This is a genomic window from Paenibacillus lemnae (assembly GCF_012933385.1).
Taxonomy (GTDB): domain Bacteria; phylum Bacillota; class Bacilli; order Paenibacillales; family Paenibacillaceae; genus Paenibacillus_AQ; species Paenibacillus_AQ lemnae.
In genome coordinates this window covers 77654-101819 of record NZ_JABBPN010000016.1, presented here as the reverse complement: position 1 = coordinate 101819, position 24166 = coordinate 77654, and the positions used below count along the sequence as shown (strand labels likewise).

Sequence of the window (24166 nt, the reverse complement as noted above, 5' to 3'; positions counted from 1 at the left end):
GCGCATGCGCGCGCGGCCCGCTGCCGCCAGGCCCAGGCCGCTGCCTGCGGCCCGGGCCATCCACTGGCCGGCGATGACCCCGCCGGCCCACAGCCCGGCCAGCCACAGCAGGCCGGGCAGCACTGCCGGAGCCAGCTGGACTTCCGTCAGCTGGCCGTACAGCAGTGCCGCGCTCGCCACAGGCGCGGCACAGGCCGCCAGGAGCAGCGCTGCACAGCGCCGCTCCGCGGCAAGGCCGGCCGCACACGCCAGTGCGGCCGCAAGCCAGGCGCCGCGCGACTCCGTCAGGAGGAGCGCGGCGGTGTAGGGCGCGAGCGGCAGCAGCGCAGCCGCAGCGCGAAGGCGCCCTGCGCGCCTGCGGAGCGCAGCGGGCAGCGCGAACAGGCGCTCGAGCAGGAAAGCGGCCATGACAGCCCCGAACGTGTTCGGGTACTGCAGCAGCCCGCCCAGCCTCGCGCCTGACGCGCTGACAGCAGGATCTGCGACGCGCATGACAACATGCGGCAGATCCAACAAACCATATACGGCCAGCAGCGCACTGCCGCAGAGCAGCACACCGGCTGCATGCCAAAGGCACATAACCAGCTGCCGTCCCCGCGCTTCACCGCCCAGCAGCCAGGCGGCCAGACCGGCCGAGCCGTAAAGGCTCCAGGAGATCCATTCCTGGAGCGTCCCTTCCATGGACACCGGACCTGTACAAGCATGCACACTATAGATGCCGATCATCAGAATGCTTAATCCCATCAAAGGATAGGAGCCGGACCAGCATAAATGATTTCGTATCATCTCCATGCGTCTGCTATCGCGAATACAGACTGCCAATATTAACAAGCAGCCCCCTCCCCACACGGCGGAGATGGCATAAAGATCGCTATCAAAAAACAAGCCAGTCTGTGTACAGCTCATTCCCATTAACAGCAGCAGCATACCAAACAGCACGCCTCGTACGGCCATCTATTGTACTCCTTATATCAACATAATCGACACTTCACCCTGCAGCACAACCGCTTTAAACGTCACGCTCTCTTCTTCAGTCTGGGCGAACCCCTTCCTTTATAATCACATATTTGCCCATTTGTCACGCGAACAGGCGGGGTGGCAACACATGTATATGAAAAACCACATACATTCCCGCGTGCGGGCGAGGTTTGCACCGCATGTATGTGGCGGAGTAAGCCCGATCATAGGTGTAAATTAAAAAAATAAGCCCGGAAACCGAGCTTATTGAGGCACTCACCTGAACATCCGAGTGGCAGCTGCTTCAGAATAGAAAGTTACTCGGACGGGAGCAGATCTCCGCATGCTTTTTCCAGATAAGGTGAAGCACTGAGAAAATCCCGAAAAACCGTATACTCGCGCCACAGCTGCTCCCGGTCACCGGCGCTGCCTTTGACCGCACGTATGAGAATATTTTTGGGTGTGTGCTCCATATCGATAAACTCCAGCAGCTGGGTACGGTATCCCATCACATCCAGCAGCTTGGCCCGGATGCCATCTGTAGCCAGGGCCGAAAAGCGTTCCTTCAAAATGCCGTGAGACAGCATCGGCTCCATGACGTCATTGTTTACCTGGGTGAACAGTTCATGCTGACAGCAAGGTACGGACAAAATCACAGAGGCATCCCAGCGGACAGCTTTCTCCAATGCTGCATCGGTTGCAGTATCACATGCATGGAGGGTGACCACCATATCGACCTGATCCAGTTCGTCATAATCCGCGATGTCACCGACAAGAAACTTCAGTTTTGAATAATTCAGATTTTTCGCCAGCATACTGCAGTGTTCGATCACATCCGCCTTCAGATCCAATCCGACGATATTCAGCGTTCTTCGAGATTTTATCGCCAAATAGTGATACAAGGCAAAAGTTAGATATGACTTTCCGCACCCGAAATCTACGATCGTCAAGGCACGATCCTGAGGCAAATGAGGAAGCACATCCTCCACCATCTCCAGGAACCGGTTGATCTGCTTGAATTTATCATACTTGCGGGCCAGCACCTTGCCTTCTTCATTCATGATGCCAAGCTCAATCAGAAAAGGAACCGGTGTGCCTTCCTCCAGAATGTAAGCTTTTTTACGATTATGGGCGAGCATCAGGTCATCTGCGGATTTGGTTGGGGACTTGGTCAATATCGACACCTTATATTTCTTCGATATCAACACCTGATAATCTGCTTCGGGGGTACAAAAAAGCGCCTGCCTGAATGTCTCTTCCATCAGTGCTGTGAGCACTTCCGCCGCTTCTGATGGCAGCACATTCTGGTGGGTGACTTTCGTACCGGTATAATACGCGAACTGATAATGCAGCTGTTCTTTCAGTTCCACGGGTTTTATCGTTACTTTGGTATAGGCTGCCCCTTCTCGCTTGCGAAGCTGGCTGAGTGAAGCCGTAATGAGGGAGGCATCCTCCATCATCTGCTGAATCAATTTACGAAGTGCTTCCAAAGGTACTTCCCACTTTCATGATATATTTGTTCAGGCCCTTGCTTGAACCACATCCCTTATCATACCATCCCCGGTCAATCCTCCAAAGATTCCATGGACCCAAGGTCCGCTCTGTAATCACAGCAAAGGCCGCCCCAATGATTCATCGGGACAGCCTTTACTTTTTGATGCATATGAATAATTCACCTCAGAGCAGATCAGGAAGAATATACAGACTTCAAATAAGACTGTATTACACTTCCCAATTGCTCCGGCTCTTCCATCATGCTCATATGGCCTGCACCAGAAATAACCGAAGTCATAACATTTGAGTGATCCGTGGTAAAGACACGATCCTGCGGAATCACTGCATCCTGCTCACCAGCTACCAGCAGCACGGGCAGGGTGGTTGAAGAAAGTACATCACGGCGATCTGTGCGTTCCCTCATCGCCAGTGCCGCCCCTACTGCACCCTGAGGCGGTGTCTGATACCCGATTTCTTTCGCTTTCAGGATGCATTCCGGCTTTTTGCTTTCAGTATCCGGTGCGAACAAACCAGGGACGAGGCTGTCCACAAATTCTGTGATTCCGACATTCTGGATTGTGCTTACTGCCTTCAGGCGCTTTTCCTTGGCTTCATCTGAATCGGCATAACCCGTAGAATGAATAAGTCCGAATCCATTCAGGCGGGAGCTGTGACGCTGGGCGAAGGACAGCGTAATGTAGCCGCCAAGCGAGTGACCCAGCAGTACAGCCTTCGGTATATTCAGCTCGTCCATGAGCATCAGGACATCATCCGCCATCTGTTCGATGGTGTAGGGCCCCATAGGTGCATCACTTTTACCATGACCTCGAAGGTCTGGTGCGATGATTCTAAAGCCGCTTAAATGAGGCAGTGCAGGTTCCCAATAAGAAGAGCTTCCGCAGTACCCATGTAGCAGAATAACCGGCTCTCCCTGCCCATGCTCCAGATAACAAATTGTTTTGCCGTTGCAGTGTACTTTTTCCATATTTATACCCTTCTTTCCTTATCAGGTCTGCATTGCAGACACTTATGTAATATATGAAGATAATAACTAGTATTAAAACATAAATGCCCCCTCCTGAAACGCATGTCTTAGGGAGTAAGGCCAAAGGCCGATGCCGCTGCATCCGCAATCTGGGAAGCCATGATCATCACAAAGTTCAGGGATGTCATCTGCAGTGTCCAGTAGGGCTTGGGTCCGTGTACATTAACAACAGCAGCGATGCTGTAGTGGCCTACTTCAGGCAGCGGACTGCCGACAGACTTGGCAGGGCTGAGCGGGCCTTTTGCTGCAAAAAAAGAGCCTACAGAAGAAGGCTGCCCCAAGCAGGCATCTATGGCAATAATGACATGATGCGGCGGTATATGCCCGAGCTTATGTGCCAGACTAATGGCATCACAAGGATCCGGCAATGTTCCGATGACTCGGGAAAACCCATACTCCAGTAATTTGCTGCCGGTAAGAGGCCCCAAAGCATCTCCTGTTGAACGGTCCGTCCCTATGCAGACAAAAGTAATTTCATCTAATGTATACTGTTCGGAGATGTGGCTGAAAAAAAGCTGCAGCTGCTCAAAAGACAGCTTTTTCTTGATGGAAGCGGAACCTGGTATCTCAGAGCCTGTCCCTTCACTCATAACCTCCCCCCTTATCATCATTCTCGACAGAAAAGAGCAGGTTTGCACTCAGTTCCGTTTTTCTTATAATTTTAACCTATTACAGGCTGCCCCCGCAAAAAGATTTCCCCAGGCCACACTGCTCATGGTACAATACAGAAACGATGAACGCTTGATGGGAAAGGAGTATGACCATTCATGGATTTAACCCAAAAGAACAGGGAAAACCTGGACTATATGATCGAGCAGATCAAGCTGAAGCTCCGTATGGCCTCTGGCGCTGCCATGCAGGCGTCCGCTTTTTCGGAAGATAACTATGAGGATATTCAGGATATCTATGAAATCGTAATGAATAAGAACAATATGAGCATTTCAGAAGTAGAAGCCATAGTGTCCGAGCTGGGCCGCCTGCGAAACCGTGCATAAGATGTTTGCTGCATAACCAAAAAAAGCCTCATGCTGACCTATTGAGGAAAGCGTTGAGGCTTTTTTTTGCAGTGTTAGGATTTCATTCATACCGTTGTCGTTGTCTTATCTAATGTAAAGACGGTCTTCACACTGCCTACCTTCTGACCGCTGTCATTATACAAGTCACTGGAATATGCTTCTCTTAATGACTCTATGAGTCTTTTATTGCTGTACCCGATCTGCTCAAGAATAGATGCAGTAATATATGCCCACTCTTCCTCTGATCCATCCAGTACTTTGAATACAATACCGAGCCGTTCTTTCTTGAGCGCCAAACCAAAAATCCCTTTAAATCCTCCCTTTGCCACGATATTCTCATCCTGCAAAAGCAAGGTGTCCACCCGGCCTTTACCACCGACCAAATGAGGATGCCGATTCATCGCTCCTGTGATCTTCCGTACCGCGTCCCGTATTGATTCATCCCGGATCAAATCCGGACATGCCAGTTTCATATATACAGCAGCTAATAAGTGAAGGGGCAGTGCAAACACTGGCAGCCCGCATCCATCAATGCCTGTGATCAAGTTTTCTCGAGGCATGCCGCTCAAACCAGACATGACTGCCAGCACTTCCTGCTGAACAGGATGACCTAAAGAATCATACCCTTCCAGAGGAATACCCCTCATTTTGCTGTAAGCAAGCATTCCCAAATGCTTGCCGGCACAATTATGATGTATCTTGCGCTTTTCCCCTCCATGGCGCAGCAAGTCCTCTCGGCTGTTCTCATCCAGGGGATAGCTTTTCCCGCAGACCAGGCTGCTTTCGTGAATACCTGTTTTTTGCATTAATGCTTTCAGAACGGACTGATGCTCCGGCTCTCCCCGGTGCGAGGATACCATCACCGCCAATTCTTTTTCCGTAAGACTGTAGTGTTCCATGATCCCGCCACGTACTGCAGGAATGGCTTGAATCGGCTTCGCGGATGAACGAGTAAATGCGATATGTTTCGGGTCTCCTGCCCAGGCTTTCACCAGCCCCTGATCATTTACGATAACGATATGTCCGCTGTGAATACACTCGATTACATCTGCCCGGTACTCATGCATGAGCGGGGTCTCCATTACACTTCTCTCCTTTAATTCTGTTTCATCAGTATAGTACTTTCCGATCCGCAAGGCTACTCAGCTTTATGGAGCCAGACCTTATCCCAGACCAGACCCCGTTTGTTTCAGGGAAGGGTTTAGCGTTTAAATACGAATTAAGCAAGCCCACACAAGCCAAAGACTAAGCTAGAAAAGGAGGCGATTATTATGTGGGGAATCGTTATCAGCATCGTGATGGCTATCATCATTGGCATCATTGGTGATGCATTGGTAGGTCATGATATGCCCGGAGGGATTATAGGTTCCATGATCGCCGGCTTCGTCGGTGCCTGGCTTGGACCTATGATCATGGGTGCATGGGGACCTGAAATCGGAGGCTTTGCGATTGTTCCGGCTATTATTGGCACAGCCGTATTTGTATTCCTGCTGGGACTGGCATCCAGAATGTTCAGACGTGCTACCTAGATAAACTTGAGTATTTTAAATTTAAATTTATTTAAGGAGTGATTATTATGAATCGAGCAGAACAGGATTACCCGGTACAAACTAGTTCAACATTTTTCAAAGGTGCATTTATCGGTGCCCTGGTAGGTGCTGCTGCAGCGCTGTTGTTTGCACCGAAGCCAGGAAATGAAATGCGCGGCGATCTGTCAAACAAGCTTTCTCTCGTTACAGACAAAACGAAGGAAGTTGCAGGTGTGGTAGGCACCAAAGCTTCCGATATCGCAAAAACAGTAAGCACTAAAGCTTCTGATGTCATGACAACAGTGAACGACAGCCGCGAAAATGTAATGGCTACTTTCCGCAAAGCTTCCACAGATGTCGCCGACGAAGTCGCATCGGCTTCAGAAGAAATCAAGAAGACTGAACAAGATGCTTCCTCTGAGGTCAGCCAAGAGTTGAAGTCGAACAACACTTCTTATTAAGTCTTGCCATGAAATAGCCAGCTGACACAGCTGGCTATTTTTTGATCCAAAATGCAGCTGCAAGACATCACTTATGGAAAGCAGGGATAACATGAGTAAAGCAAATCCATACCCGATAGGCTCATCTTCTGCCGATCGCTCTAACCGAAATAGTCAGACTCGTGACGAAAGCCGCAGCCGTGATAACATGCCGAAACAGCACGCTTATGAAGTCGAAGAACACCCTTTCGAGCTGAGGCATGAAGTCAAACGACTTAATACACGTCTTGATAAAATCGCTGACACTTTAGAACGCGCAGATTTTAAAGATATAATTGAGAACTATATGAATCCGAAAAGACGTATGATTACAAATTTTACAGCAGGGTTAGCCCGTGGTCTTGGCCTGACTGTCGGAACTGTCGTTGTATTAAGTTTACTCGGATATCTTCTGAGCCTGTTTGTTGACCTTCCATTGATTGGCGACTATATTGCCGAACTCCAGGGCTATGTAGATAACGCAAGATAAAATACAAAGCAGCTTGCTTTCCAATTTAGTCCCGCAGCTGCTCACAACAGCAAAAAATAGCCGTCCCATAAGATCTCAGATCTTGAGGAACGGCTATTTTTGTTGATTTAGATGTTCTTATCTTTAGATCTCACCTTGAGCAGATCTCCTGTCCAGCCCTTTCGATACATCCAGAAGTATAAGCCGCCTGTTAGCAAGATAGTCAACAGCATGACTACCGTGAAGCCCCATCCTGGCTTCGTAATAGGCAGCAGTTCAAAGTTCATGCCCCAAATCGCCCCGACGACAGTTAATGGCGTCACAATTACAGTGAAAATCGTTAGAGTCTTCATAATTTCATTGCCTCGGAAACCGTGAACTGCGTCATCAATAGAAATGAGCGTATCAATTTCCCGATGATAATGACGGAACAAGGTTTCCATCCGTTCTACACGGTGAAGCAGCTGCTGGTAATAGCGGCTATCCTTGATTTGGTCCAGGTACCCTTCTTTAGAGCCTGCGATCAGCTCTTGAAAGGGAATGAACAAATTGTTCCAGTACAGCAATTCAAAGCGAGAGGTCAGTATTCGGTCCAGCAAATGCCGCTCATTATGTTTTCTCATAGCAGATTCCACTTCCCGAAGACGGGTCTCGAACTGATCCATTCCGGCATGAAAATAATAAAGAATGGCCCGTGTCAACACAAACATACCTTCTATAGGCTGCTGACATTGATTCAACATGGAGACCCGGTCCGGTTCCCTCATCATTTCACGGGTCTCATCATCCAGATTAAACGTAATTAACGCATCTGTATCGATATAGAAATAAAACTGCTCATTCTCACGGTCTTCGTCCAGATCGGATGCAATGGTATACATGATGGTCCCCAGCATAACCGGATTGATTCCATCAGGCATTCGTACCGACAAATGATTTTTCCCTTTCAACGTGGTGGCTACTCCCAGCCATTCAGAGAATTCGGGAAAGCGGTCTTCAAGTTCTTTTATAACTGGTTCGTCCCAATTCTCTGTTTGAAGATCATACCAGGTCCATCCACCATCCATTTTGTGCTCTAGCTGTCCTTTTTCCCGGTTTAAAGCTTCCATTACATCCCTCCTATCCTTCATTTGAATCACAAAAGGGTACGCTGTCCCGACTCGGAAGGCGCACCCCTTTCACATCATGTACTTACCATATTTAGTTGAAGGTTTGTCCATATTAATACGATGAATTGGACATGATTTGTTTCAGCTTCTCCGTTGCTCGCTTCTGGATCCGTGACACACTCATCTGGGAAACCCCCAGCTTTTGTGCGATCGCGCGCTGTGACTGACCATCTTGAAATGCCAGGAGCAATACTTTCTGTTCCTGATCCTTCAATTGGCTCAATGCTTGCTGCAAATCCATTCGCTTTTCCACGGAATCATAATCATTGACATCCGAACTGATGAGTTCACCCAAGGTAGCACCGGTTTCTTCCTGAGACAACGGGGAATCCAGGGATACATAGTGATAGCATTCCCTGCCGGCAAGCACTTCAACCGTTTCTTCTACGGTGAGGTCCAAAAATTCTGCAATTTCATTCACATCTGGTGAACGCTCCAGCTTTACCATGAGTTCATCGATGGCCTGCTGGACTAATGCACCCTTTTCCTTAATGCGCCGCGGAACCTGGATGTACCAGGACTTGTCACGCAAAAAGTTCTTCATATGACCGATCATGCTCTTCATGGCATAAGGCTCAAATGGAATACCCAGGCTGATGTCATACTGCTGCAGCAGCCGGATTAATGCCATTTGTCCCACCTGATACAGATCTTCATATAAATCAGGACGGTTTCTGGCAATCTTGCCTGAAGCCATACGAACCATAGGTTCATATTTCTGAATAAGAACCGTGGCAATATCATTGTCCTTGGTCTGCTGGTATTCCCAAATCAGACTAATTGCCTCGTCCCTGGACTCTGGGGGAGTCACTTTTTCGTTCATACTGGCTCCTCACTTCTCGAAAGTCGTTTGGTAAGAACAACCTCTGTTCCCTTTCCAGCCTGATTCTTGATACTCACCTCATCCATCAGAGCCTCCATCAGATAAAAACCGAGCCCACCGATTTGTACATCGCTCAATTCTTTATCATGAAGGGTCTCGGAACCTTCACTTCTGCCATTACTTTCGAAACTCTCCCCTTCGTCTCGAACTGTAATCGACAAATAATCCTGTGTTACTTCGAAAAAAACATCGACCATTCCGCCATCCTGCCCATAAGCATACAGCACGGAATTGTTACATGCTTCAGAAACAGCAACTTTCATATCTTCAATCTCTTCATAAGAAAAACCGATTTTAGAAGCAATACCGTACAAGTTCAATCTCACGATATCCACATAGTCGGCACTGGCAGGCAGATTCAGGGTAATTCTTTGTACATCAGTATTCATTCTTTTCGATCCTTTCCTATTGGGAATTCTCCTGTTTGGCAAAAAACTTCGCAATACCGGTCATATCAAACAGCTTTTGGATCTGTGGCGGTACTTCTTCCACCCCGAAACCAGCTTTCATACCGTGTCTTGCTTTTAAAATGGATAAAAGGATGCCAATGCCGGTACTATCTATATAGGTCATATCCTTCATGTTGACGATCAAATCATTCTCACCGTTGCTGACGAGCGGCTCCATCACCAAGCGGAAGTCTGGCGCTACGGATAGATCCAATTCTCCGCTCAAAAATACAGTGCACACATTATCGTTCATTTGTGTTCTGGCATTAAACTTATCTTGATTAGTTGTATTCATAGACACACTCTCTCCCGGAATTTGTATTCTCTACAGATTAACCCTAATTATCATGACTTGAAACAAGCAGGCTAGCAAATTAAAGCTTCTAAATCATGGAAACCCCCTCTCGCCTAAGCGTGATGGAGGTTTGCACTGCGTTGTTCAGGAACATAGATCATGGTTTCCTGAGCAGCAGGATATGAATAATGCTGAAGAATATGCTGTATACTGCTCATTTTCACAGGCTTGCTGATATATTCATTCATACCGGCTTCCAGACACCTTGTCTGAATGCCGTGCATAACATTGGCTGTCATGGCAACAATGATACAGTCGTGACCCGGCATCTTGCTGTTTCGAATCAAACGCGTGGCCTCCAGACCATCCATAACCGGCATCTGTAAGTCCATAAATATCATGTCATACGGCTTCTGAGATGCCATATGAACCGCCTCAAGTCCATCTTCCGCGATATCTACTGCGAGTCCCATCTTGTACATCATACTAACAATCAGCTTACGGTTAATGGGATGATCATCTACGACCAAGAGGTTCGGATAACGTTCCTTATTCTCCAGGTCAAACCCCTCCGGGTGATCCCCGCTGCCATCCATACCATCTTCTTCTTCCTGACGCTGTACCTGCATGGTGAAAATAAATGAAGCACCTTTTCCCTCGTTAGATTCTACACGAATCTCGCCGCCCATTAACTGTACTAATGATTTACAAATAGCAAGTCCAAGACCTGTTCCTCCATACTTGCGCGTCATTGAAGAGTCCAGCTGGGAAAAAGGTTTAAACAGCCGGTCCAGCTTCTCTTCAGAAATTCCGATTCCTGTGTCCTTTACGGCAAATTCAAGCGTCAATTCTTTATCGCTGCGTTCTTTAAGGGAAGCTACGATGTATACACCGCCATCATTCGTAAATTTCACTGCATTAGATACGAGATTGATCAGAACTTGACGCAGACGGCCCATGTCTCCATACACCATTCTCGGAATGGTGTCTTCCACGAAATAAGCCAGTTCCAAATCCTTTTTGGCGGCTTCTGCTGAAAAGAGGCCTGCTACTTCCTGAACACAGGATTTCAGCTCAAACGGATGTTCCTCGAGTTCCATTTTGCCGGATTCCATCTTGGTGAAATCCAGAATATCGTTAATAATGGATACCAGCGCATCTGCGCTGTTTCGTATAATATCCGCGTACTCTTTCTGCTCATCTTGAAGATCACTGTCCATTAACAAGTCAATCATGCCGATAACTCCATTCATTGGAGTCCGAATCTCATGGCTCATCATGGCCAGAAATTCAGTTTTGGCTTTTGCTGCAATCTCAGCCGCTTCTTTAGCTTGTACAAGTTCTGTATTGATGCGTTCCAGTTCCAGTGTTTTCTGATGGAGCAGCATGGACTGGGTTTTAAGACGTTTGTTGGACAGATACATGTCAACAAACCCCTCGATTTTGGATTTCAAAATCTGGGGAATAAACGGCTTCACCATATAATCAATGGCTCCAGCAGAATAACCTGCGAATAAATGCTCGGCTTCCTTGCTGTTAGCGGAAATAAAAATAATGGGAATATCTTTCGTCTTATCCCGCGCCTTAATTAAACGCGCTGTTTCAATGCCGTCCATACCAGGCATCTGAACGTCCAGAACAATGACGGCAAAATCATACTTCAACAGGCATCTAAGGGCTTCTTCTCCCGAAGTTGCTTTCACTAATGTATACTGCTGACTGTCGAGTACAGCTTCCAATGCCAGCAAATTCTCAGGGCGGTCATCTACCAGCAGAATATGAATCGGTTCATGAAACCCCATGGAATCCTCCTATGAAACCCTCTATTTGATCTTTCGATACACCTTTTCCACCCGGTCCAGCGTTTCGTACGAGTCGCTGACATTCGTAAAATGGATCGACTCTTTCGCTCCAAGCACAAGAATACCGAAATGGCTCAAGCTCTCATGAAACAAACCATGCACATGATCGCGCAGTTCGTCATTAAAATAGATCATAACATTTCTGCAAAAAATGACGTTGAATTCATTGAACGAACGATCTGTTGCCAGGTTATGTTCTGCAAAAATCATGTTCTTCTTCAAAAAAGGATGGAATATAACCGAATTATACTTCGCCGTATAATATTCGGAGAACGAGCGGGTACCGCCCGCCTCCAAATAGTTCTTGGTATATTGTTTCATTCGTTGAATGTCAAAGACGCCTTCCTTGGCCTGCTGCAGGGATCTGGAATTCATGTCTGTTGCATAGATTCGGGATTTCTCATACAAGCCCTCCTCATGCAGCATGATCGCCATTGAGTAAACCTCTTCTCCTGTCGAGCACCCAGCATGCCATATTCGGATATAAGGATATGTTCTGAGAAGCGGAATCACCTTTTGCCTGAACGTCCGGAAAAGACTTGGATCCCTGAACATTTCCGTTACCGGAATCGACAGACTGAAGATCAGTCTTTCAAAACAGTCTCTTTCATGAAGGACTTTATTCTGCAGACCTGAAATGGTGTTCAAGCCCTCTGCATGAACATGATGCCAAATTCTTCGTCTTAAAGAAGGGAGCGCATAGTTGCGGAAATCATAACCGTAAAACTGATGAATACCTTCGAGCAAAAGTTCCATCTCGATTTGCTCAAGTTCACTTTCCTTCTTTTCGTCCAAACGCCATTCGATTTCCGTAAATTCATCAGATGTCATGATTTCGCACCGCTTTCTTCCCCAACAATTTTCTACTTCTACTACTCTATACCCATTATCACGGGTTACGAATACAACCATACTCGCATTAGGGAAAGAAGCTGCTCGGTTTGGATCGGTTTCTTCATATAATCCGAAGCTCCCGCTTCAATACACTTCGCACGATCTTCCTTCATTGCCTTGGCTGTGAGCGCGATAATCGGCACTTTCTCAAACCTTGGCATCTGACGCAGAATACTCATGGCTTCATATCCGTCCATTTCAGGCATCATCATGTCCATCAGAATCAAATCATAATCCGGTCCGGACTCCAGAAGCTCAATTGCCTCTCTGCCGTTCTCGGCAAAGGTAACATCCATGTTATAGCCTTCCAGAACACTGGACAGTGCAAAGACGTTACGAATGTCGTCATCCACGAGCATGATTCGTTTGCCTTCAAAAAGTTCTTCTTTATTATGCAGTTTCTGCAAAATTTTACGCTTGTCCTCAGGAAGATTCGCTTCTACCCGATGCAGGAAGAGGGTAGTCTCATCCAGCAGGCGCTCTGGTGATTTCACGTCCTTGATAATAATGGATTCCGCATATTTGCGCAGGCGGGTCTCTTCTTTGGTATCCAGTTCTTTGCCTGTGTAAATGATGATCGGCAGATCCACAAGGTTCTCATCCTCACGGATTTGATCCAGAAGAGCGAAGCCTGTCATATCGGTAAGCATCAGATCCAGAACCATACAGTCAAATCGCTGCTGTCTCAATTTTTCAAGAGCTTCTCCACCCGTAGACACCGCCGTGATGGTGACATCATCATGATCAATCAGTTCAATGATCGACAACCGCTGAATATCATCATCTTCCACAATGAGCAGCTGTTTCATGGTTTTCTCAGAATAGGATTCGATATGCGAAAAAGCATTTTCCAGCGCTTCACGGGATGACGGCTTTTTGAGATAAGCGATAGCTCCCATCATGAGACCCTGCTTCACATCATCTACAACAGAAATGACATGTACCGGAATATGCCGGGTCGCTGCCAAACTCTTCAGCTCACCAAGCACAGACCACCCATCCATCACCGGCAGCTGAATGTCCAGAATAATCGCATCCGGCTGGTATGATTGAGCCATCTTCAAGCCTGTGTCTCCTTGATGAGCTACAATCGCTTTGAAACCCCGTCCTCTTGCCATATCCACCAGGATTTTGGCGAATTTCGTATCGTCCTCCACAATCAGCAGCAGCTTGTCTGTTGGACCGATGTTATCACGGTCATCTTCCACTTGGCCGTACACATCACTTGGCTTGGCGAACTGCTGCTTCGGAGGAAGATATTCCTCTTTAATCAACAGGCTGGAATGCGGTGTTTCCTGTGACGGAGCCGCCTCACTGACAGCTGCTGACAAATGAGACTGCTCAGGCAGATATAAAGTAAACACGCTGCCCTGTCCTTCTTCCGACTCCACATTAATTCCTCCGCCAAGAAGTCGTGACAGCTCGCGGCTGATCGACAACCCCAGGCCTGTTCCGCCATACTTGCGGCTGGTTGTACCGTCCACCTGCTGGAAGGCTTCGAAGATCAGATCTGTTTTATCTGAAGGAATACCAATGCCTGTATCTTTGACAGAAAAAGCAATATAACGCCCGCTGCGATCCAGGAATACCGGCAGCTTCTCATTATCAGCCGGACCGATGAGCAGTTCAACAGACCCGCTGCTGGTAAACTTGAAAGCATTCGACAGCAGATTTCTCAGGATCTGCTTAACACGGTGTCCGTCTGTCACAACATGAGAAGGAATGCCTTCATCAATCTCTACCTGCAGTGCGAGATTTTTCTTGGATGCTACAGCATCAAAATTCTGGTGTACAAAAGACTCGATATCTTTCATATCCACCGATTCACGGTTAATTTCCATCTTGCCTGCATCCACTTTGGACAAGTCCAGAATCTCATCAATCATTTTGAGCAAATCTGCGCCAGACATATAGATCGTCTGCGCATATTCAATCTGCTTGGCAGATAGATTGCCGTCTTTGTTCTCTGTCAGCAGCTGTGAAAGAATTAGCAGACTGTTCAGCGGTGTGCGAAGCTCATGCGACATGTTCGCCAGGAACTCCGATTTATACTTGCTTGTCAGAGAAAGCTGCTGTGCCTGCTTCTCCAGCTGTTTGCGTGCTTTCTCGATTTCGTCATTCTTCTCTTCGACCTCCTGCACCTGCTCTTCCAGTGCACTGGTCTTGGCCATCAGCTCGGTATTAAAATGCTCCAGTTCCTCCTGCTGCCGCTGCAGCAGTTCTTCCGAACGCTTGAGTGCCTCGGTCTGTTCTTCCAAATTCTCATTGGAACGGCGAAGCTCTTCCTGCTGGGTCTGAAGCTCCTCGGACTGCGCTTGAAGCTCTTCTGTCATCGCTTGAGACTCACGAAGCAATTCTTCCACCCGCAGACGTCCGGTAATATTATTGAGTACAATACCAAGGGAGGTCGACAGTTGAGATACCAGCTGCTTCTGAAGGTGATTAAATGGCTCAAACGCAGCCAGCTCCAGCACACCCAGCACTTCGTTCTCAAACAGAATCGGATAGATGACCAGCGTGCCCGGCTTGGATGAGCCCCAGGCAGATTTTATACTCAGGTATCCATCCGGAAGGGTATCGAGCATGATCGGCTTCTTATCCAGCGCCGCTTGTCCGACAAGTCCTTCACCCACTTTAAATTGATGCTTAGGTTCTTCTCCGGTATCAAGGGCGTATGAACCTTTTAGTATCAGCTTGTCTGGATCCCTGTCAACCTCATGGATATACAATGCCCCATAATTTCCGCCCAGCACGGGGGTGAATTCCGTGATAAACCGCTGCCCCACCTCGGAAAGCGAATTTACGCCTTCAAGCAATTCCGTGACTCTGGCCATATTGGAGTTGATCCAGGATTGATCATTCTGGGCTTGTTGATACGTATGCTCCAGCTTCTGCTTCTCCTCAATATCTTCAGCCATTTCCTTAAACACTTGTGCCACGTCGCCAATCTCATCCTTCGTGGTCACCTCAATGCTTCGGATTTCTTTCAACTCTCCACTCCCAAAGCTCTTGAGCATTAAGGAAACGGTGTTAATCCCTCGTGTAATACTAGGCACAGCCCACAGCATAACACCTAGTCCTGTAAGCAGCCCTGCTGCCAGGATTATCGTGGTCGTCTGGAGTGAGCGGTCATACGCTGCTTTGGCACTTGATATGTCCTCTGTAATTTTATTATCTTCGTAGCTTGCCATCGCATTCAGCCTGTCCAGCATTTCCTCCTGAACAGCCTGACCTGTTGTAAACCGATACGTATTGGCCTCCTCGAGATTTCCCTCTCCTAGAAGTTCAAGCGTGCGGTTCTGGTAGGCAATATAATCTGCTGCCGCGTCCTCAATCTGGCTCAGGAGCTGCATCTCTTCTGCTGTATCAATCGCCTCTTTGAGAGAATTATAATAACCGGCAGCCGTTTCCGTCATTCTCTCAATTTCGGCTTTCGTTTCTGCAGAGGAGGCGGTCTCGGCCGTAAGCATCATATTGGTTAGAACACGAGCCATGTCATTAACGTGCCCGCGCATCGTACTGGAGTCACGGACCTTCTGGTAGCGCTCCGTATAAATCGCATCCATCTGATCATTCATATAGCTCAGTCTGTCATACATAATGACTGACAGGATCATCATAATGACGAGCAGTGATGTAAAACCGATCACCAGCTTGTTTTTGATCTTCATTCAGGCTCTCCCTCTCCGTCTTTTAAAGAAATCCAAACCAGACATTTGTCGTCATCACGTTCCACTTGCGCATCGTCGACAAAAAACTGTTCCTTCATCTCATCTTCCCGCCAATGATGGCTTCCCCCCAAGCGGGACTTCAGATATTCCAGCTGATCATCATGACTTCCTTCTACTTCTTCCAGAATACCATCGGTGTACATGGCTATGTGAGCCTCTCCCTCGTATTGGAAGCTTCTCAGCTCCATATCATCGATGTGGTCAAATAACCCGACAGGACAACATCCTTGATCAAGGGTGGTCACCTCTCCGCCTTTCTCAAAAAACAAAGCCGGAGGATGTCCCGCATTGACATAATCAATCCGCTTGGCCCGTGTATCCACCATTAAATAGATCGCTGTAAAATAATATTGAATCAGCTGATCATCAATATGCAGCTGATTAAAACGGCGGTTTAACTCCTGTATGACTTTATCCGGTTTCTGATGCGTAACCACCGTATCCTTGAGGACAGATGCAATAAACATGCAGAACAATGAAGATGAAATGCCATGTCCCATCATATCCAGCAAAATAATCCCATATCGTCCTTCACCAAGCGGATACCAGGCGTATAAGTCGCCGGCCAGCTCTGCTGAAGGCTGATAAAGGGCATGAACTTCAAAAGAGGGGTCGCGGATCGGCAGGCTGAGTACAGCATGCTGAACCATCGATGCCAATCTGAGCTCGTCATGAATTCGCTGCTCCCGCTCCTTGTGCCAGTCCTTCTCATGCTTAAGCCGAAGGGCCAGCCGGATTCTTGCCATCATCTCTACTTTGTTAATGGGCTTGGTTACATAGTCGCCTGCACCGGCATCCAGTGCTTCTGCAAGCTTCTTCGAATCACCAACAGCCGTGACCATAATAATGGGTATATCTTTCAAGTGTTCATACTGCTGAACGATGCGGCAAGCTTCTATGCCATCCATTTCCGGCATCATCATATCCAGCAAAATCAAATCAATGTCGCTGCGATTGGGGCGGAGGTCCGCACGGCGGTCTCCAATTCCGAGAATCTCCAGCATTTCAATAGCCGACGGAGCAGTCACAATGTCTCTGTACTGTTCCTTCTTCAATATTTCTCTAATGATAATGACGTTGGTCGGATTGTCGTCTACGATTAATATTCTCATAACCCTCTCCTTAACGTTTCTGCTCACACGATCGAATTACTCCAACTATTATACTATATAACGTATTTAATAGATGAATATTGAAAATAACTCCACCGCATGAAATATTCACCTATTTAAAAACATAGATAAGGAATGGGACAGCACTGTCCCATTCCTTATCTATGTTTAGCTTTATTTAACATATTTGCATCATGGCTGATTTTTTTTGGCGATGACCAGAACTTTCCCTAGATCCAGCTGCTTCTCATAAAAATCAGCTTCTGCTTCGGTAAATCCAAGAGAAACGATCTTGGCCCGCAGTTCATCTCCGCGTGAACGGAACAGATTTGCTATGGAATCGAACACGCCTTCTTCTTTCATGCCGACTTCCTTTGCATGAGATGCATGGGCAATGCGTTCAGATTTATCAGAATCATGAGCGAGCACAAATATTTGATCGGCCATATAGCCTGTACTTTGCAGCTGTTGGACTTCCTGTACCGCCTGTGTCGCATTTTCGGTTATTTTTGCATAAGCTTTTGGATTCGCAGATTCCATCATATAACCTCCTTAATCCCGTAAGATTATAAAGAAACATAAAAGCCCTTCGTTTATTTAACCACATTCCCAGCATTTGAAACACTTTATTGACTATAATCCACAAATAAATCTACACCTGAAATTTCACCGCTTTGCTGATCCAAATAAACCTTTATTGCTTGATGATTCCATACATATACAATACCATCTTCGCCTTCATAATAAGGCTCACCGAAAGCTGCAACAATCTCACCAGGAATCATAGGAACAGAGAGGCCATTTACTTCAATGAAATTAGCTGCAGGCGTAACATGGACAAATTCCGTTAACCCATTGCTGAAACCGATGGTCATATCTTCATAATGATAATCCGTCGTTTCAAGCAGCGGCTCAACTGTGATTTCCAGCGGCTCACCTTTCTTGCGGATGACATCCTCAATGCGGTCCGTAAGTGCAATTTCATTTAGAGTGACTACCTCTTCGGCTGGGGAATAGGTCGCTTTAGCAGGTTCAAAGGTTAATGCAGCATGAACCACAGGTGACTTTATTCCGGCATCGATAGCGGGCTCAAGATTCGGCCCGCCGCTAAAGGTCGACAGCATACTCATCAACAGCAGCACGACATTTAACATGATTACTCAACCCTTTCTGTATCCCTGTTGACTCCTGGTAAGTGTTGTCACAGAAGTTCTAGTTGTATAGTTAGTTTAACGTGCCTTTTGACGACGGAATTTACTCCAGATGCCTACAGCTGTATCTACATAATTCAGCCATTTTCCTGCATTGGAAGATGATGATTTGGATGATTCATTATAAGTCGCATCATACGATTGTACCGTGCGCTCTTGAGGAGTCGCTGCAGCAGATGAAGTCTGCGATATGGATTTCGTTTGTTTATTCTCAAGCTTGGTTTGTCTGAATTTTCCTACTATGCCGGCTGAAACTTCTTTAACCGCATATGTAACTTCACTTAGAGCTTCACCCAGATTTTTAACTGTTACCATAACCGGATCAATTTGTTTCATTTTGTGCTGGACATCCGCCGTAATATCATTCGTATTACGAATCGTCTGCTTCACTTCATAACTCAGCTCATCAATTGTTTTCTGTACATCCTGAAGCGTTTGTGTCACCTTATCCAGCGACACGGTTGCCGACTTCAATGTTTTGATAAGGAAGAAGACCAGAACCGCGAACGCTACGGCGATAACGGCTACACTAATTTGTGTTAACATACGCACTACCTCACTTTGTTTTTGGATTGTTTGGATAGTTCATAGTTACCCCCTCTCTTTCACCCCGAAACAAATATAGAAGGGGTTTTCAAGCGCTCAGCACGCCTTGTTTCAAGGTAAATGACCACGGTTAAAGTAAATGACAAGACGCTGGGAGCCCTGGCTTACACAATGCTTGAAGCGCACGTCTTGACGGGTATCTAGACATGAAACGGATAATGCTTCAATCCTTGTGTATTCCGCTGGCATACACGGCAGCCGAATAACGTAAAGCTGCAGGTGCTTTCAGTTAAAATATTCGAAAGCTGGGTGATTATGATGTTGAAATGGTCCATGATTCTGCTGCTGATTGCGATTGCTGCAGGTGTGCTTGGGTTCTTAGGAATCGTCGTGGAGGCAGTTGCCAGCATCGCAAAAGTCATGTTCTTCGTTTTCCTGGTACTGTTCGTGATTTCTCTGTTCTTCAGCCGCAAGAGGTCTATGTAGCTAACCAGGCGCATACACATAAAAGAAGTTCTTAACAAATGCATACGCTGTACAAAAAAGAGCCATCCGCAAAACGGACGGCTCTTTTTTTTATTTAAAGTTAGAATAATGAAGGAATGTTCATCCAGTCGATCGTGAAAGACAGCTGCAGCCCCTCCGCAAGAAATTCAATATTTTTGACCGTAAGCATGTCTGGAAGGTAATCTTTCAAGGAGATGGTAATCGGCTGTAGATGAAACAGCCCCTGCGGCACTTCCCATCCTCTCACGCTGGTAGACGTGTGGCCTAACACAATATGGCTCCCACTGGACTTCATCTGAAACTCAAGCTGTGCACCGAATGGAAGTACGCCCCATTTTCCATTAATGTCCGCGATCATCTGCTTTCCCTGCATTCGAAACTCAGCCCCTGTTACATCTACCCCAACATGATGGGTGTTCAGGTATGTGATCAAGTTCTTTTTACTAAGCTGTGCAACCTCATCTGCATTCAGAAACATCCGAGGCTCTCTGGTTTCCACCATCCTCAGCACTTTATCCTTCACATCTAAAGGGCGATAGCCCAAATCCAGATCTTTTGTCGGTGAAATCCACCATGCTCCCCCTGCAGTACCTAACAAAAGGACGAGCAGCAGGATCAGAAAGGTACTTTTTCTTTTTTTGCGGCGTGCCATACCCATTCTCCTCTCATGCCAAAGACATATGTACAAGGTGTATTTTACATGATTTTAAGTCTCGTTTAAAAAAATAACTAAATAAATGGTTCATTTTACCTGCTAACAGGTTATATCGTTATTGTCAAATCATCCAAAGTATCTCGAGGAGGAGTCATTCATGAAGAAAACAGTCAGTGTAACCGCAGCTTTAGCCCTTGCCTTGTCCCTTACGGCAGCAGCATCGGCAGATCCGATCCAAGGTCAAGTAACTCCAGTATCTGCAACGTATGACGCAGAAGCGACTACGACTGATACTCAAGTTATTGAAGGTACTTCCACAACAACAACTCCAAATATGGAGGAGCCGATCATCAAAGCAGATGAGGTTGTCATGAACCCGACAGAGATTATTCAGTTGATGAAGAGAACATACTTCTATGACATGCCTAACGGTAAAATTATGGGTGCCTTGTCTCCACAAAAAGTAGATACAACAGGTATGGAGAGACAAATGATCTGGGGCGGCGAATGGGTTGAGATTTACACTTGGCTCGGCAAAGCATGGATCAAAGTAGACATGTAAATGGGAACAAAAAGGACCGCATATAATGCGATCCTTTTTTTCTTTGCTATGCGAAAGAAAAGGATCGAGTCAATGCGATCCTTTTTTTCTTTGCTATGCGAAAGAAAAGGATCGAGTCAATGCGATCCTTTTTTTCTTGCTATGCGAAAGAAAAGGATCGAGTCAATGCGATCCTTTTCTTGTTTTGTATGCTGCTTATTCCTTGGGTTCTACATGAACATGAATGTTCATAATGTTATGCTTTCTCACCATCCGCTCCTCGATTGATTCGCTGATTTTATGCCCTTCGGTTACGCTCAGCTGCGGATCGACTTCAATCACCACATCCACCAGCACATGGTTTCCGTGAATTCGTGCTTTCATATCCCGGATATTTTCTACACCAGGGGTTCGCTCAATCGTACTCCGAAAATCCGACAAACGTGTTTCATCAAATCCGTCTGTCAGACTATGTGTGCTATCACGAAAGATTTCCCACGCTGTCTTGCAGATGATCAGGCCTACCGCTATGGCCGCCACCGTATCCATCCAGGGCAGCCCGAATTGTGCACCAATAATACCTACCGCCGCTCCGATACTGACCAGCGCATCGGACAAATTATCTTTGGCTGCCGCCATCAATGCCTGGCTGTTAATTTTCCGGGAAAGCCGGGCATTATAACGATATACACCCAGCATAGCCACGGCAGCGATCCCCGCCACACCTGCTGCCCATAAATTCGGCGCAGCCTTACTTCCTTCAAATAAAGATCTCACCGCTTCCACAAGCACCTGAATGCCGACGACGGCCATAATAAAAGAAGCCACCAATGCCGCCACGGTCTCTGCCCGGAAGTGACCATAGGCATGATCTTTATCCGGCGGTTTCTGCGAAATCCGCAAACCGATCAATACCGCGGTAGAAGCCACGATGTCTGTTAGATTGTTCACTCCGTCTGCAATCAAAGCGCTGGATGAGAACAGATATCCGCAGAACAGCTTGAACGCAGAAAGAATCAGATAGGCTGCAATGCTGACCCAAGCTCCGCGCTCTCCTTTTTTAATATCCTCATATGCCTTCACAATGCGTTTCGCTCCTTTACTGCTTAACTGACCTTTCAGTCAAGTTCCAATTTCTTCTTTAACCATCCTAGCAAAGGAATTGCTAGTGGGTCCAGAGCAACGTTCTGGGTGCCGGGAAACCTTGTAAGACAAATAAAACGTTGTAAGCACTGCGAAAATAAGTTGCCTGTGCTCAATGTGAGCAAAAACCTGCCGCAATAGTTTTATTGTTACCCTTGCTGTTCGTTTTAAAAACGAATAAAATGAGGACAAAGTATACACACCGAGGGGGAGACCTTCATGACAGAAGAACAAAGCGGTCCGAAGAAAGTAAATCTTGCTGATGCCATTCGTCAGAAGCTGGAACAGAAAAAAAATGGCGGCGCATCCGGCAAATCGGGTTCGTTTCAGCCAGGCAGTGTACAGAAGATGAAAAGTCAGAACAATAAAAAGCCGAATAACCAGCGCCGCCGTACAGGTGGCTCCTAGAAACAGGTTTGAGGCTGCAGAACAAGCACAGGCCGCCCGGTCATTTGACTGACCGGGCGGCCTGTGCTTGTTCTTTTAACATAGTATAAAATTCTATACTTCTACAGGATACATATTCTCGCGCAGTCCTTTGACCTCTTCGCTCTCCAGATATTCATCGTAGCTCATAACGCGGTCAATCACACCATTCGGTGTAATCTCGATGATCCGGTTCGCAATGGTCTGAATGAACTGATGGTCATGCGAGGTAAAGAGGATGGTGCCGTCAAAATCGATCAATCCGTTGTTGAGCGCGGTGATCGATTCCAGATCCAAGTGATTCGTCGGCTCATCGAAAATCAGCACATTGGCGCCGTTGAGCATCATTTTGGCCAGCATACAGCGGACCTTCTCGCCTCCGGACAGCACGCTCGCTTTCTTCAATGCTTCTTCGCCGGAGAACAGCATCCGTCCGAGGAATCCGCGCAGGAACGTTTCATCCTGATCCTTGGAATATTGACGGAGCCATTCCACCAGGTTCATATCGACACCATCGAAATATTCCGAGTTGTCTTTCGGGAAATACGCCTGGGTTGTGGTGACACCCCAGCTGTACTCGCCCGCTTCTGCTTCGGTTTCGCCGGTAATAACCTGGAATAACGTCGTCTTAGGCAGGCTGTTCGGGCCGACAAATGCAATTTTGTCGCCTTTATTGACTACAAAATTGATGTTGTCCAGCACCTTCTCGCCATCTACGCTCTTCGTAATTCCGTCAACCGTCAGCAGCTGCTTGCCTGCTTCACGCTCCGGCTTGAAGTTCAAGAAAGGATATTTACGGTTGGAAGGACGCAGATCGTCCAGCGTAATTTTATCCAGCTGCTTCTTCCGGGAAGTGGCCTGCTTGGATTTTGAAGCATTCGCAGAGAAACGCTGAATAAAAGCTTGAAGCTCCTTGATCTTCTCTTCCTTCTTCTTGTTCGCATCGCGCTGCAGCTGAAGAGCCAGCTGGCTGGATTCGTACCAGAAGTCGTAGTTGCCGACATACATCTGGATTTTGCCGAAATCGATATCCGCAATGTGCGTACATACTTTGTTCAAGAAGTGACGGTCATGAGATACCACAATAACGGTGCCTTCATAATCCATCAGGAAATTTTCCAGCCATTGAATGGACTCCAGATCCAAATGGTTCGTCGGCTCATCCAGCAGCAGGTTGTGAGGGCGTCCGAACAGGGCCTGCGCCAGCAGGACGCGGACCTTCTCATTACCGCTGAGTTCTGACATATTCTTGTCATGCATCTCACGTGGAATACCCAGGCCAATCAGGAGTGCTGAAGCATCCGGCTCTGCATCCCATCCATTGAGTTCAGCAAATTCACCTTCCAGTTCACCGGCGCGCATGCCATCTTCTTCAGAAAAATCCGCCTTGGCGTACAGGGCATCCTTTTCCTTCATAATTTTATAAAGACGGGAGTGACCCATGATTACAGTCTCCAAAACCGGATACTGGTCATACTCGTAATGGTTCTGCTTCAGAACCGCCATCCGCTCGTTCGGGGTCATATGAACTTCACCCTGGTTCGGTTCAATTTCGCCGGACAGAATTTTCAGGAATGTAGATTTACCGGCACCGTTGGCTCCGATCAGACCATAACAGTTCCCGGGGGTGAATTTTATATTTACATCTTCAAAGAGTGCTCGTTTGCCATAGCGGAGCGTTACGCCGCTTGTACTGATCATTAAGCATTACCATCCTTTTATCATCATTGGGTTTTCGCACATTATAGCACAA

The 24166-nt window shown here is 47.1% G+C and carries 25 protein-coding genes and 1 pseudogene; 7 read left to right on the top strand and 19 right to left on the bottom strand.

Translation table 11 applies throughout. From position 1 onward, the window contains the following. The 4 genes and pseudogenes from HII30_RS16145 to yyaC all read right to left on the bottom strand — a co-directional run. Positions 1 to 954 (bottom strand): annotated as a pseudogene (locus tag HII30_RS16145) (O-antigen ligase family protein); the annotation flags it as partial. Between the two features lie 320 nt (positions 955 to 1274). Next, complete coding sequence (locus HII30_RS16140) at positions 1275 to 2417, bottom strand: class I SAM-dependent methyltransferase (protein WP_169506085.1); 1143 nt, start codon at positions 2415 to 2417, stop codon at positions 1275 to 1277. Between the two features lie 227 nt (positions 2418 to 2644). Further along, the gene (locus HII30_RS16135) at positions 2645 to 3436 is read right to left on the bottom strand and encodes an alpha/beta fold hydrolase (RefSeq protein WP_169506075.1); all 792 of its coding nucleotides are present in this window, start codon (positions 3434 to 3436) and stop codon (positions 2645 to 2647) included. 107 nt (positions 3437 to 3543) lie between these two features. After that, positions 3544 to 4086, bottom strand: a complete 543-nt coding sequence (yyaC, locus tag HII30_RS16130; RefSeq protein WP_169506074.1) for a spore protease YyaC — start codon at positions 4084 to 4086, stop codon at positions 3544 to 3546. Positions 4087 to 4263: 177 nt separating this feature from the next. Here yyaC and HII30_RS16125 point away from each other — a divergent pair, with 177 nt between their 5' ends. Next, the gene (locus HII30_RS16125) at positions 4264 to 4491 is read left to right on the top strand and encodes a DUF1128 domain-containing protein (RefSeq protein ID WP_169506073.1); all 228 of its coding nucleotides are present in this window, start codon (positions 4264 to 4266) and stop codon (positions 4489 to 4491) included. An 86-nt stretch (positions 4492 to 4577) separates the two neighbouring features. Here the strand turns inward: HII30_RS16125 and HII30_RS16120 are convergent, their stop codons facing one another. Further along, a complete protein-coding gene (locus tag HII30_RS16120; RefSeq protein ID WP_169506072.1) occupies positions 4578 to 5594 on the bottom strand; it encodes an asparaginase in 1017 nt (338 codons plus the stop codon). Positions 5595 to 5783: 189 nt separating this feature from the next. On the opposite strand from HII30_RS16120, the gene HII30_RS16115 reads away from it, so the two are divergent. The 3 genes from HII30_RS16115 (at position 5784) to HII30_RS16105 (ending at position 7010) form a co-directional block, all read left to right on the top strand. Then, a complete protein-coding gene (locus HII30_RS16115; protein ID WP_169506071.1) occupies positions 5784 to 6041 on the top strand; it encodes a GlsB/YeaQ/YmgE family stress response membrane protein in 258 nt (85 codons plus the stop codon). Positions 6042 to 6088: 47 nt separating this feature from the next. Further along, a complete protein-coding gene (locus HII30_RS16110; RefSeq protein ID WP_169506070.1) occupies positions 6089 to 6502 on the top strand; it encodes a YtxH domain-containing protein in 414 nt (137 codons plus the stop codon). Between the two features lie 187 nt (positions 6503 to 6689). Further along, a complete protein-coding gene (locus tag HII30_RS16105) occupies positions 6690 to 7010 on the top strand; it encodes a DUF5665 domain-containing protein (protein WP_425496004.1) in 321 nt (106 codons plus the stop codon). 107 nt (positions 7011 to 7117) lie between these two features. Here the strand turns inward: HII30_RS16105 and HII30_RS16100 are convergent, their stop codons facing one another. The 11 genes from HII30_RS16100 to HII30_RS16050 form a co-directional block, all read right to left on the bottom strand. Beyond that, positions 7118 to 8098 (bottom strand): magnesium transporter CorA family protein, encoded by a 981-nt coding sequence (locus HII30_RS16100; RefSeq protein WP_169506068.1) that lies wholly within the window; start codon positions 8096 to 8098, stop codon positions 7118 to 7120. 112 nt (positions 8099 to 8210) lie between these two features. After that, positions 8211 to 8981: a sigma-70 family RNA polymerase sigma factor gene (locus tag HII30_RS16095; protein WP_169506067.1), complete on the bottom strand. Its 771-nt coding sequence runs from the start codon at positions 8979 to 8981 to the stop codon at positions 8211 to 8213. Beyond that, positions 8978 to 9430 carry an anti-sigma B factor RsbW gene (gene rsbW, locus HII30_RS16090; protein WP_169506066.1) on the bottom strand — a complete coding sequence of 151 codons (453 nt, stop codon included), beginning with the start codon at positions 9428 to 9430 and terminating at the stop codon, positions 8978 to 8980. The genes HII30_RS16095 and rsbW overlap by 4 nt, the downstream gene beginning before the upstream one ends. Before the next feature lie 16 nt (positions 9431 to 9446). Beyond that, a complete protein-coding gene (locus HII30_RS16085) occupies positions 9447 to 9785 on the bottom strand; it encodes an STAS domain-containing protein (protein WP_169506065.1) in 339 nt (112 codons plus the stop codon). A 113-nt stretch (positions 9786 to 9898) separates the two neighbouring features. Next, positions 9899 to 11587 carry a response regulator gene (locus HII30_RS16080; protein WP_169506064.1) on the bottom strand — a complete coding sequence of 563 codons (1689 nt, stop codon included), beginning with the start codon at positions 11585 to 11587 and terminating at the stop codon, positions 9899 to 9901. Between the two features lie 21 nt (positions 11588 to 11608). Next, complete coding sequence (locus tag HII30_RS16075; protein WP_169506063.1) at positions 11609 to 12478, bottom strand: CheR family methyltransferase; 870 nt, start codon at positions 12476 to 12478, stop codon at positions 11609 to 11611. Between the two features lie 65 nt (positions 12479 to 12543). Continuing rightward, entirely contained in the window at positions 12544 to 16212 is a 3669-nt protein-coding gene (locus HII30_RS16070) for a response regulator (protein ID WP_169506062.1), read from the bottom strand. Beyond that, positions 16209 to 17384, bottom strand: a complete 1176-nt coding sequence (locus HII30_RS16065) for a PP2C family protein-serine/threonine phosphatase (RefSeq protein WP_169506061.1) — start codon at positions 17382 to 17384, stop codon at positions 16209 to 16211. The genes HII30_RS16070 and HII30_RS16065 overlap by 4 nt, the downstream gene beginning before the upstream one ends. Positions 17385 to 17576: 192 nt before the next feature. Then, positions 17577 to 17924, bottom strand: a complete 348-nt coding sequence (locus HII30_RS16060; protein ID WP_169506060.1) for a YflT domain-containing protein — start codon at positions 17922 to 17924, stop codon at positions 17577 to 17579. An 86-nt stretch (positions 17925 to 18010) separates the two neighbouring features. Next, on the bottom strand, positions 18011 to 18538 hold the full coding sequence (locus HII30_RS16055) for a hypothetical protein (RefSeq protein WP_169506059.1): 528 nt from the start codon (positions 18536 to 18538) through the stop codon (positions 18011 to 18013). 75 nt (positions 18539 to 18613) lie between these two features. Beyond that, a complete protein-coding gene (locus HII30_RS16050; RefSeq protein ID WP_169506058.1) occupies positions 18614 to 19141 on the bottom strand; it encodes a DUF948 domain-containing protein in 528 nt (175 codons plus the stop codon). 318 nt (positions 19142 to 19459) lie between these two features. Between HII30_RS16050 and HII30_RS16045 the strand changes: the two genes are divergently transcribed. Beyond that, on the top strand, positions 19460 to 19627 hold the full coding sequence (locus tag HII30_RS16045; RefSeq protein ID WP_169506084.1) for a DUF1328 domain-containing protein: 168 nt from the start codon (positions 19460 to 19462) through the stop codon (positions 19625 to 19627). A gap of 100 nt (positions 19628 to 19727) precedes the next feature. Here the strand turns inward: HII30_RS16045 and HII30_RS16040 are convergent, their stop codons facing one another. Then, positions 19728 to 20300, bottom strand: a complete 573-nt coding sequence (locus HII30_RS16040) for a hypothetical protein (protein WP_169506057.1) — start codon at positions 20298 to 20300, stop codon at positions 19728 to 19730. Between the two features lie 160 nt (positions 20301 to 20460). On the opposite strand from HII30_RS16040, the gene HII30_RS16035 reads away from it, so the two are divergent. Beyond that, positions 20461 to 20865, top strand: coding sequence for a hypothetical protein (locus HII30_RS16035; RefSeq protein ID WP_169506056.1), 405 nt, complete (start codon positions 20461 to 20463; stop codon positions 20863 to 20865). Between the two features lie 195 nt (positions 20866 to 21060). On the opposite strand, the gene HII30_RS16030 is transcribed toward HII30_RS16035, so the two are convergent. Next, positions 21061 to 21927 (bottom strand): cation diffusion facilitator family transporter, encoded by an 867-nt coding sequence (locus tag HII30_RS16030; RefSeq protein ID WP_169506055.1) that lies wholly within the window; start codon positions 21925 to 21927, stop codon positions 21061 to 21063. Positions 21928 to 22206: 279 nt separating this feature from the next. Here HII30_RS16030 and HII30_RS16025 point away from each other — a divergent pair, with 279 nt between their 5' ends. Beyond that, positions 22207 to 22395, top strand: a complete 189-nt coding sequence (locus HII30_RS16025; RefSeq protein WP_169506054.1) for a hypothetical protein — start codon at positions 22207 to 22209, stop codon at positions 22393 to 22395. A gap of 93 nt (positions 22396 to 22488) precedes the next feature. Here the strand turns inward: HII30_RS16025 and HII30_RS16020 are convergent, their stop codons facing one another. Beyond that, positions 22489 to 24114: an ABC-F family ATP-binding cassette domain-containing protein gene (locus tag HII30_RS16020; RefSeq protein WP_169506053.1), complete on the bottom strand. Its 1626-nt coding sequence runs from the start codon at positions 24112 to 24114 to the stop codon at positions 22489 to 22491. Between the last annotated feature and the right edge of the window lie 52 nt (positions 24115 to 24166).

Excerpts from the sequence above, each read along its gene's own strand:
- HII30_RS16140 (WP_169506085.1), bottom strand. The coding sequence starts at position 2,417 with ATGATGGAGGATGCCTCCCTCATTACGGCTTCACTCAGCCAGCTTCGC.
- HII30_RS16135 (WP_169506075.1), bottom strand. The coding sequence starts at position 3,436 with ATGGAAAAAGTACACTGCAACGGCAAAACAATTTGTTATCTGGAGCAT.
- yyaC (WP_169506074.1), bottom strand. The coding sequence starts at position 4,086 with ATGAGTGAAGGGACAGGCTCTGAGATACCAGGTTCCGCTTCCATCAAG.
- HII30_RS16125 (WP_169506073.1), top strand. The coding sequence starts at position 4,264 with ATGGATTTAACCCAAAAGAACAGGGAAAACCTGGACTATATGATCGAG.
- HII30_RS16120 (WP_169506072.1), bottom strand. The coding sequence starts at position 5,594 with ATGGAGACCCCGCTCATGCATGAGTACCGGGCAGATGTAATCGAGTGT.
- HII30_RS16115 (WP_169506071.1), top strand. The coding sequence starts at position 5,784 with ATGTGGGGAATCGTTATCAGCATCGTGATGGCTATCATCATTGGCATC.
- HII30_RS16110 (WP_169506070.1), top strand. The coding sequence starts at position 6,089 with ATGAATCGAGCAGAACAGGATTACCCGGTACAAACTAGTTCAACATTT.
- HII30_RS16105 (WP_425496004.1), top strand. The coding sequence starts at position 6,690 with ATGCCGAAACAGCACGCTTATGAAGTCGAAGAACACCCTTTCGAGCTG.
- HII30_RS16100 (WP_169506068.1), bottom strand. The coding sequence starts at position 8,098 with ATGGAAGCTTTAAACCGGGAAAAAGGACAGCTAGAGCACAAAATGGAT.
- HII30_RS16095 (WP_169506067.1), bottom strand. The coding sequence starts at position 8,981 with ATGAACGAAAAAGTGACTCCCCCAGAGTCCAGGGACGAGGCAATTAGT.
- rsbW (WP_169506066.1), bottom strand. The coding sequence starts at position 9,430 with ATGAATACTGATGTACAAAGAATTACCCTGAATCTGCCTGCCAGTGCC.
- HII30_RS16085 (WP_169506065.1), bottom strand. The coding sequence starts at position 9,785 with ATGAATACAACTAATCAAGATAAGTTTAATGCCAGAACACAAATGAAC.
- HII30_RS16080 (WP_169506064.1), bottom strand. The coding sequence starts at position 11,587 with ATGGGGTTTCATGAACCGATTCATATTCTGCTGGTAGATGACCGCCCT.
- HII30_RS16075 (WP_169506063.1), bottom strand. The coding sequence starts at position 12,478 with ATGACATCTGATGAATTTACGGAAATCGAATGGCGTTTGGACGAAAAG.
- HII30_RS16070 (WP_169506062.1), bottom strand. The coding sequence starts at position 16,212 with ATGAAGATCAAAAACAAGCTGGTGATCGGTTTTACATCACTGCTCGTC.
- HII30_RS16065 (WP_169506061.1), bottom strand. The coding sequence starts at position 17,384 with ATGAGAATATTAATCGTAGACGACAATCCGACCAACGTCATTATCATT.
- HII30_RS16060 (WP_169506060.1), bottom strand. The coding sequence starts at position 17,924 with ATGGAATCTGCGAATCCAAAAGCTTATGCAAAAATAACCGAAAATGCG.
- HII30_RS16055 (WP_169506059.1), bottom strand. The coding sequence starts at position 18,538 with ATGTTAAATGTCGTGCTGCTGTTGATGAGTATGCTGTCGACCTTTAGC.
- HII30_RS16050 (WP_169506058.1), bottom strand. The coding sequence starts at position 19,141 with ATGTTAACACAAATTAGTGTAGCCGTTATCGCCGTAGCGTTCGCGGTT.
- HII30_RS16045 (WP_169506084.1), top strand. The coding sequence starts at position 19,460 with ATGTTGAAATGGTCCATGATTCTGCTGCTGATTGCGATTGCTGCAGGT.
- HII30_RS16040 (WP_169506057.1), bottom strand. The coding sequence starts at position 20,300 with ATGGCACGCCGCAAAAAAAGAAAAAGTACCTTTCTGATCCTGCTGCTC.
- HII30_RS16035 (WP_169506056.1), top strand. The coding sequence starts at position 20,461 with ATGAAGAAAACAGTCAGTGTAACCGCAGCTTTAGCCCTTGCCTTGTCC.
- HII30_RS16025 (WP_169506054.1), top strand. The coding sequence starts at position 22,207 with ATGACAGAAGAACAAAGCGGTCCGAAGAAAGTAAATCTTGCTGATGCC.
- HII30_RS16020 (WP_169506053.1), bottom strand. The coding sequence starts at position 24,114 with ATGATCAGTACAAGCGGCGTAACGCTCCGCTATGGCAAACGAGCACTC.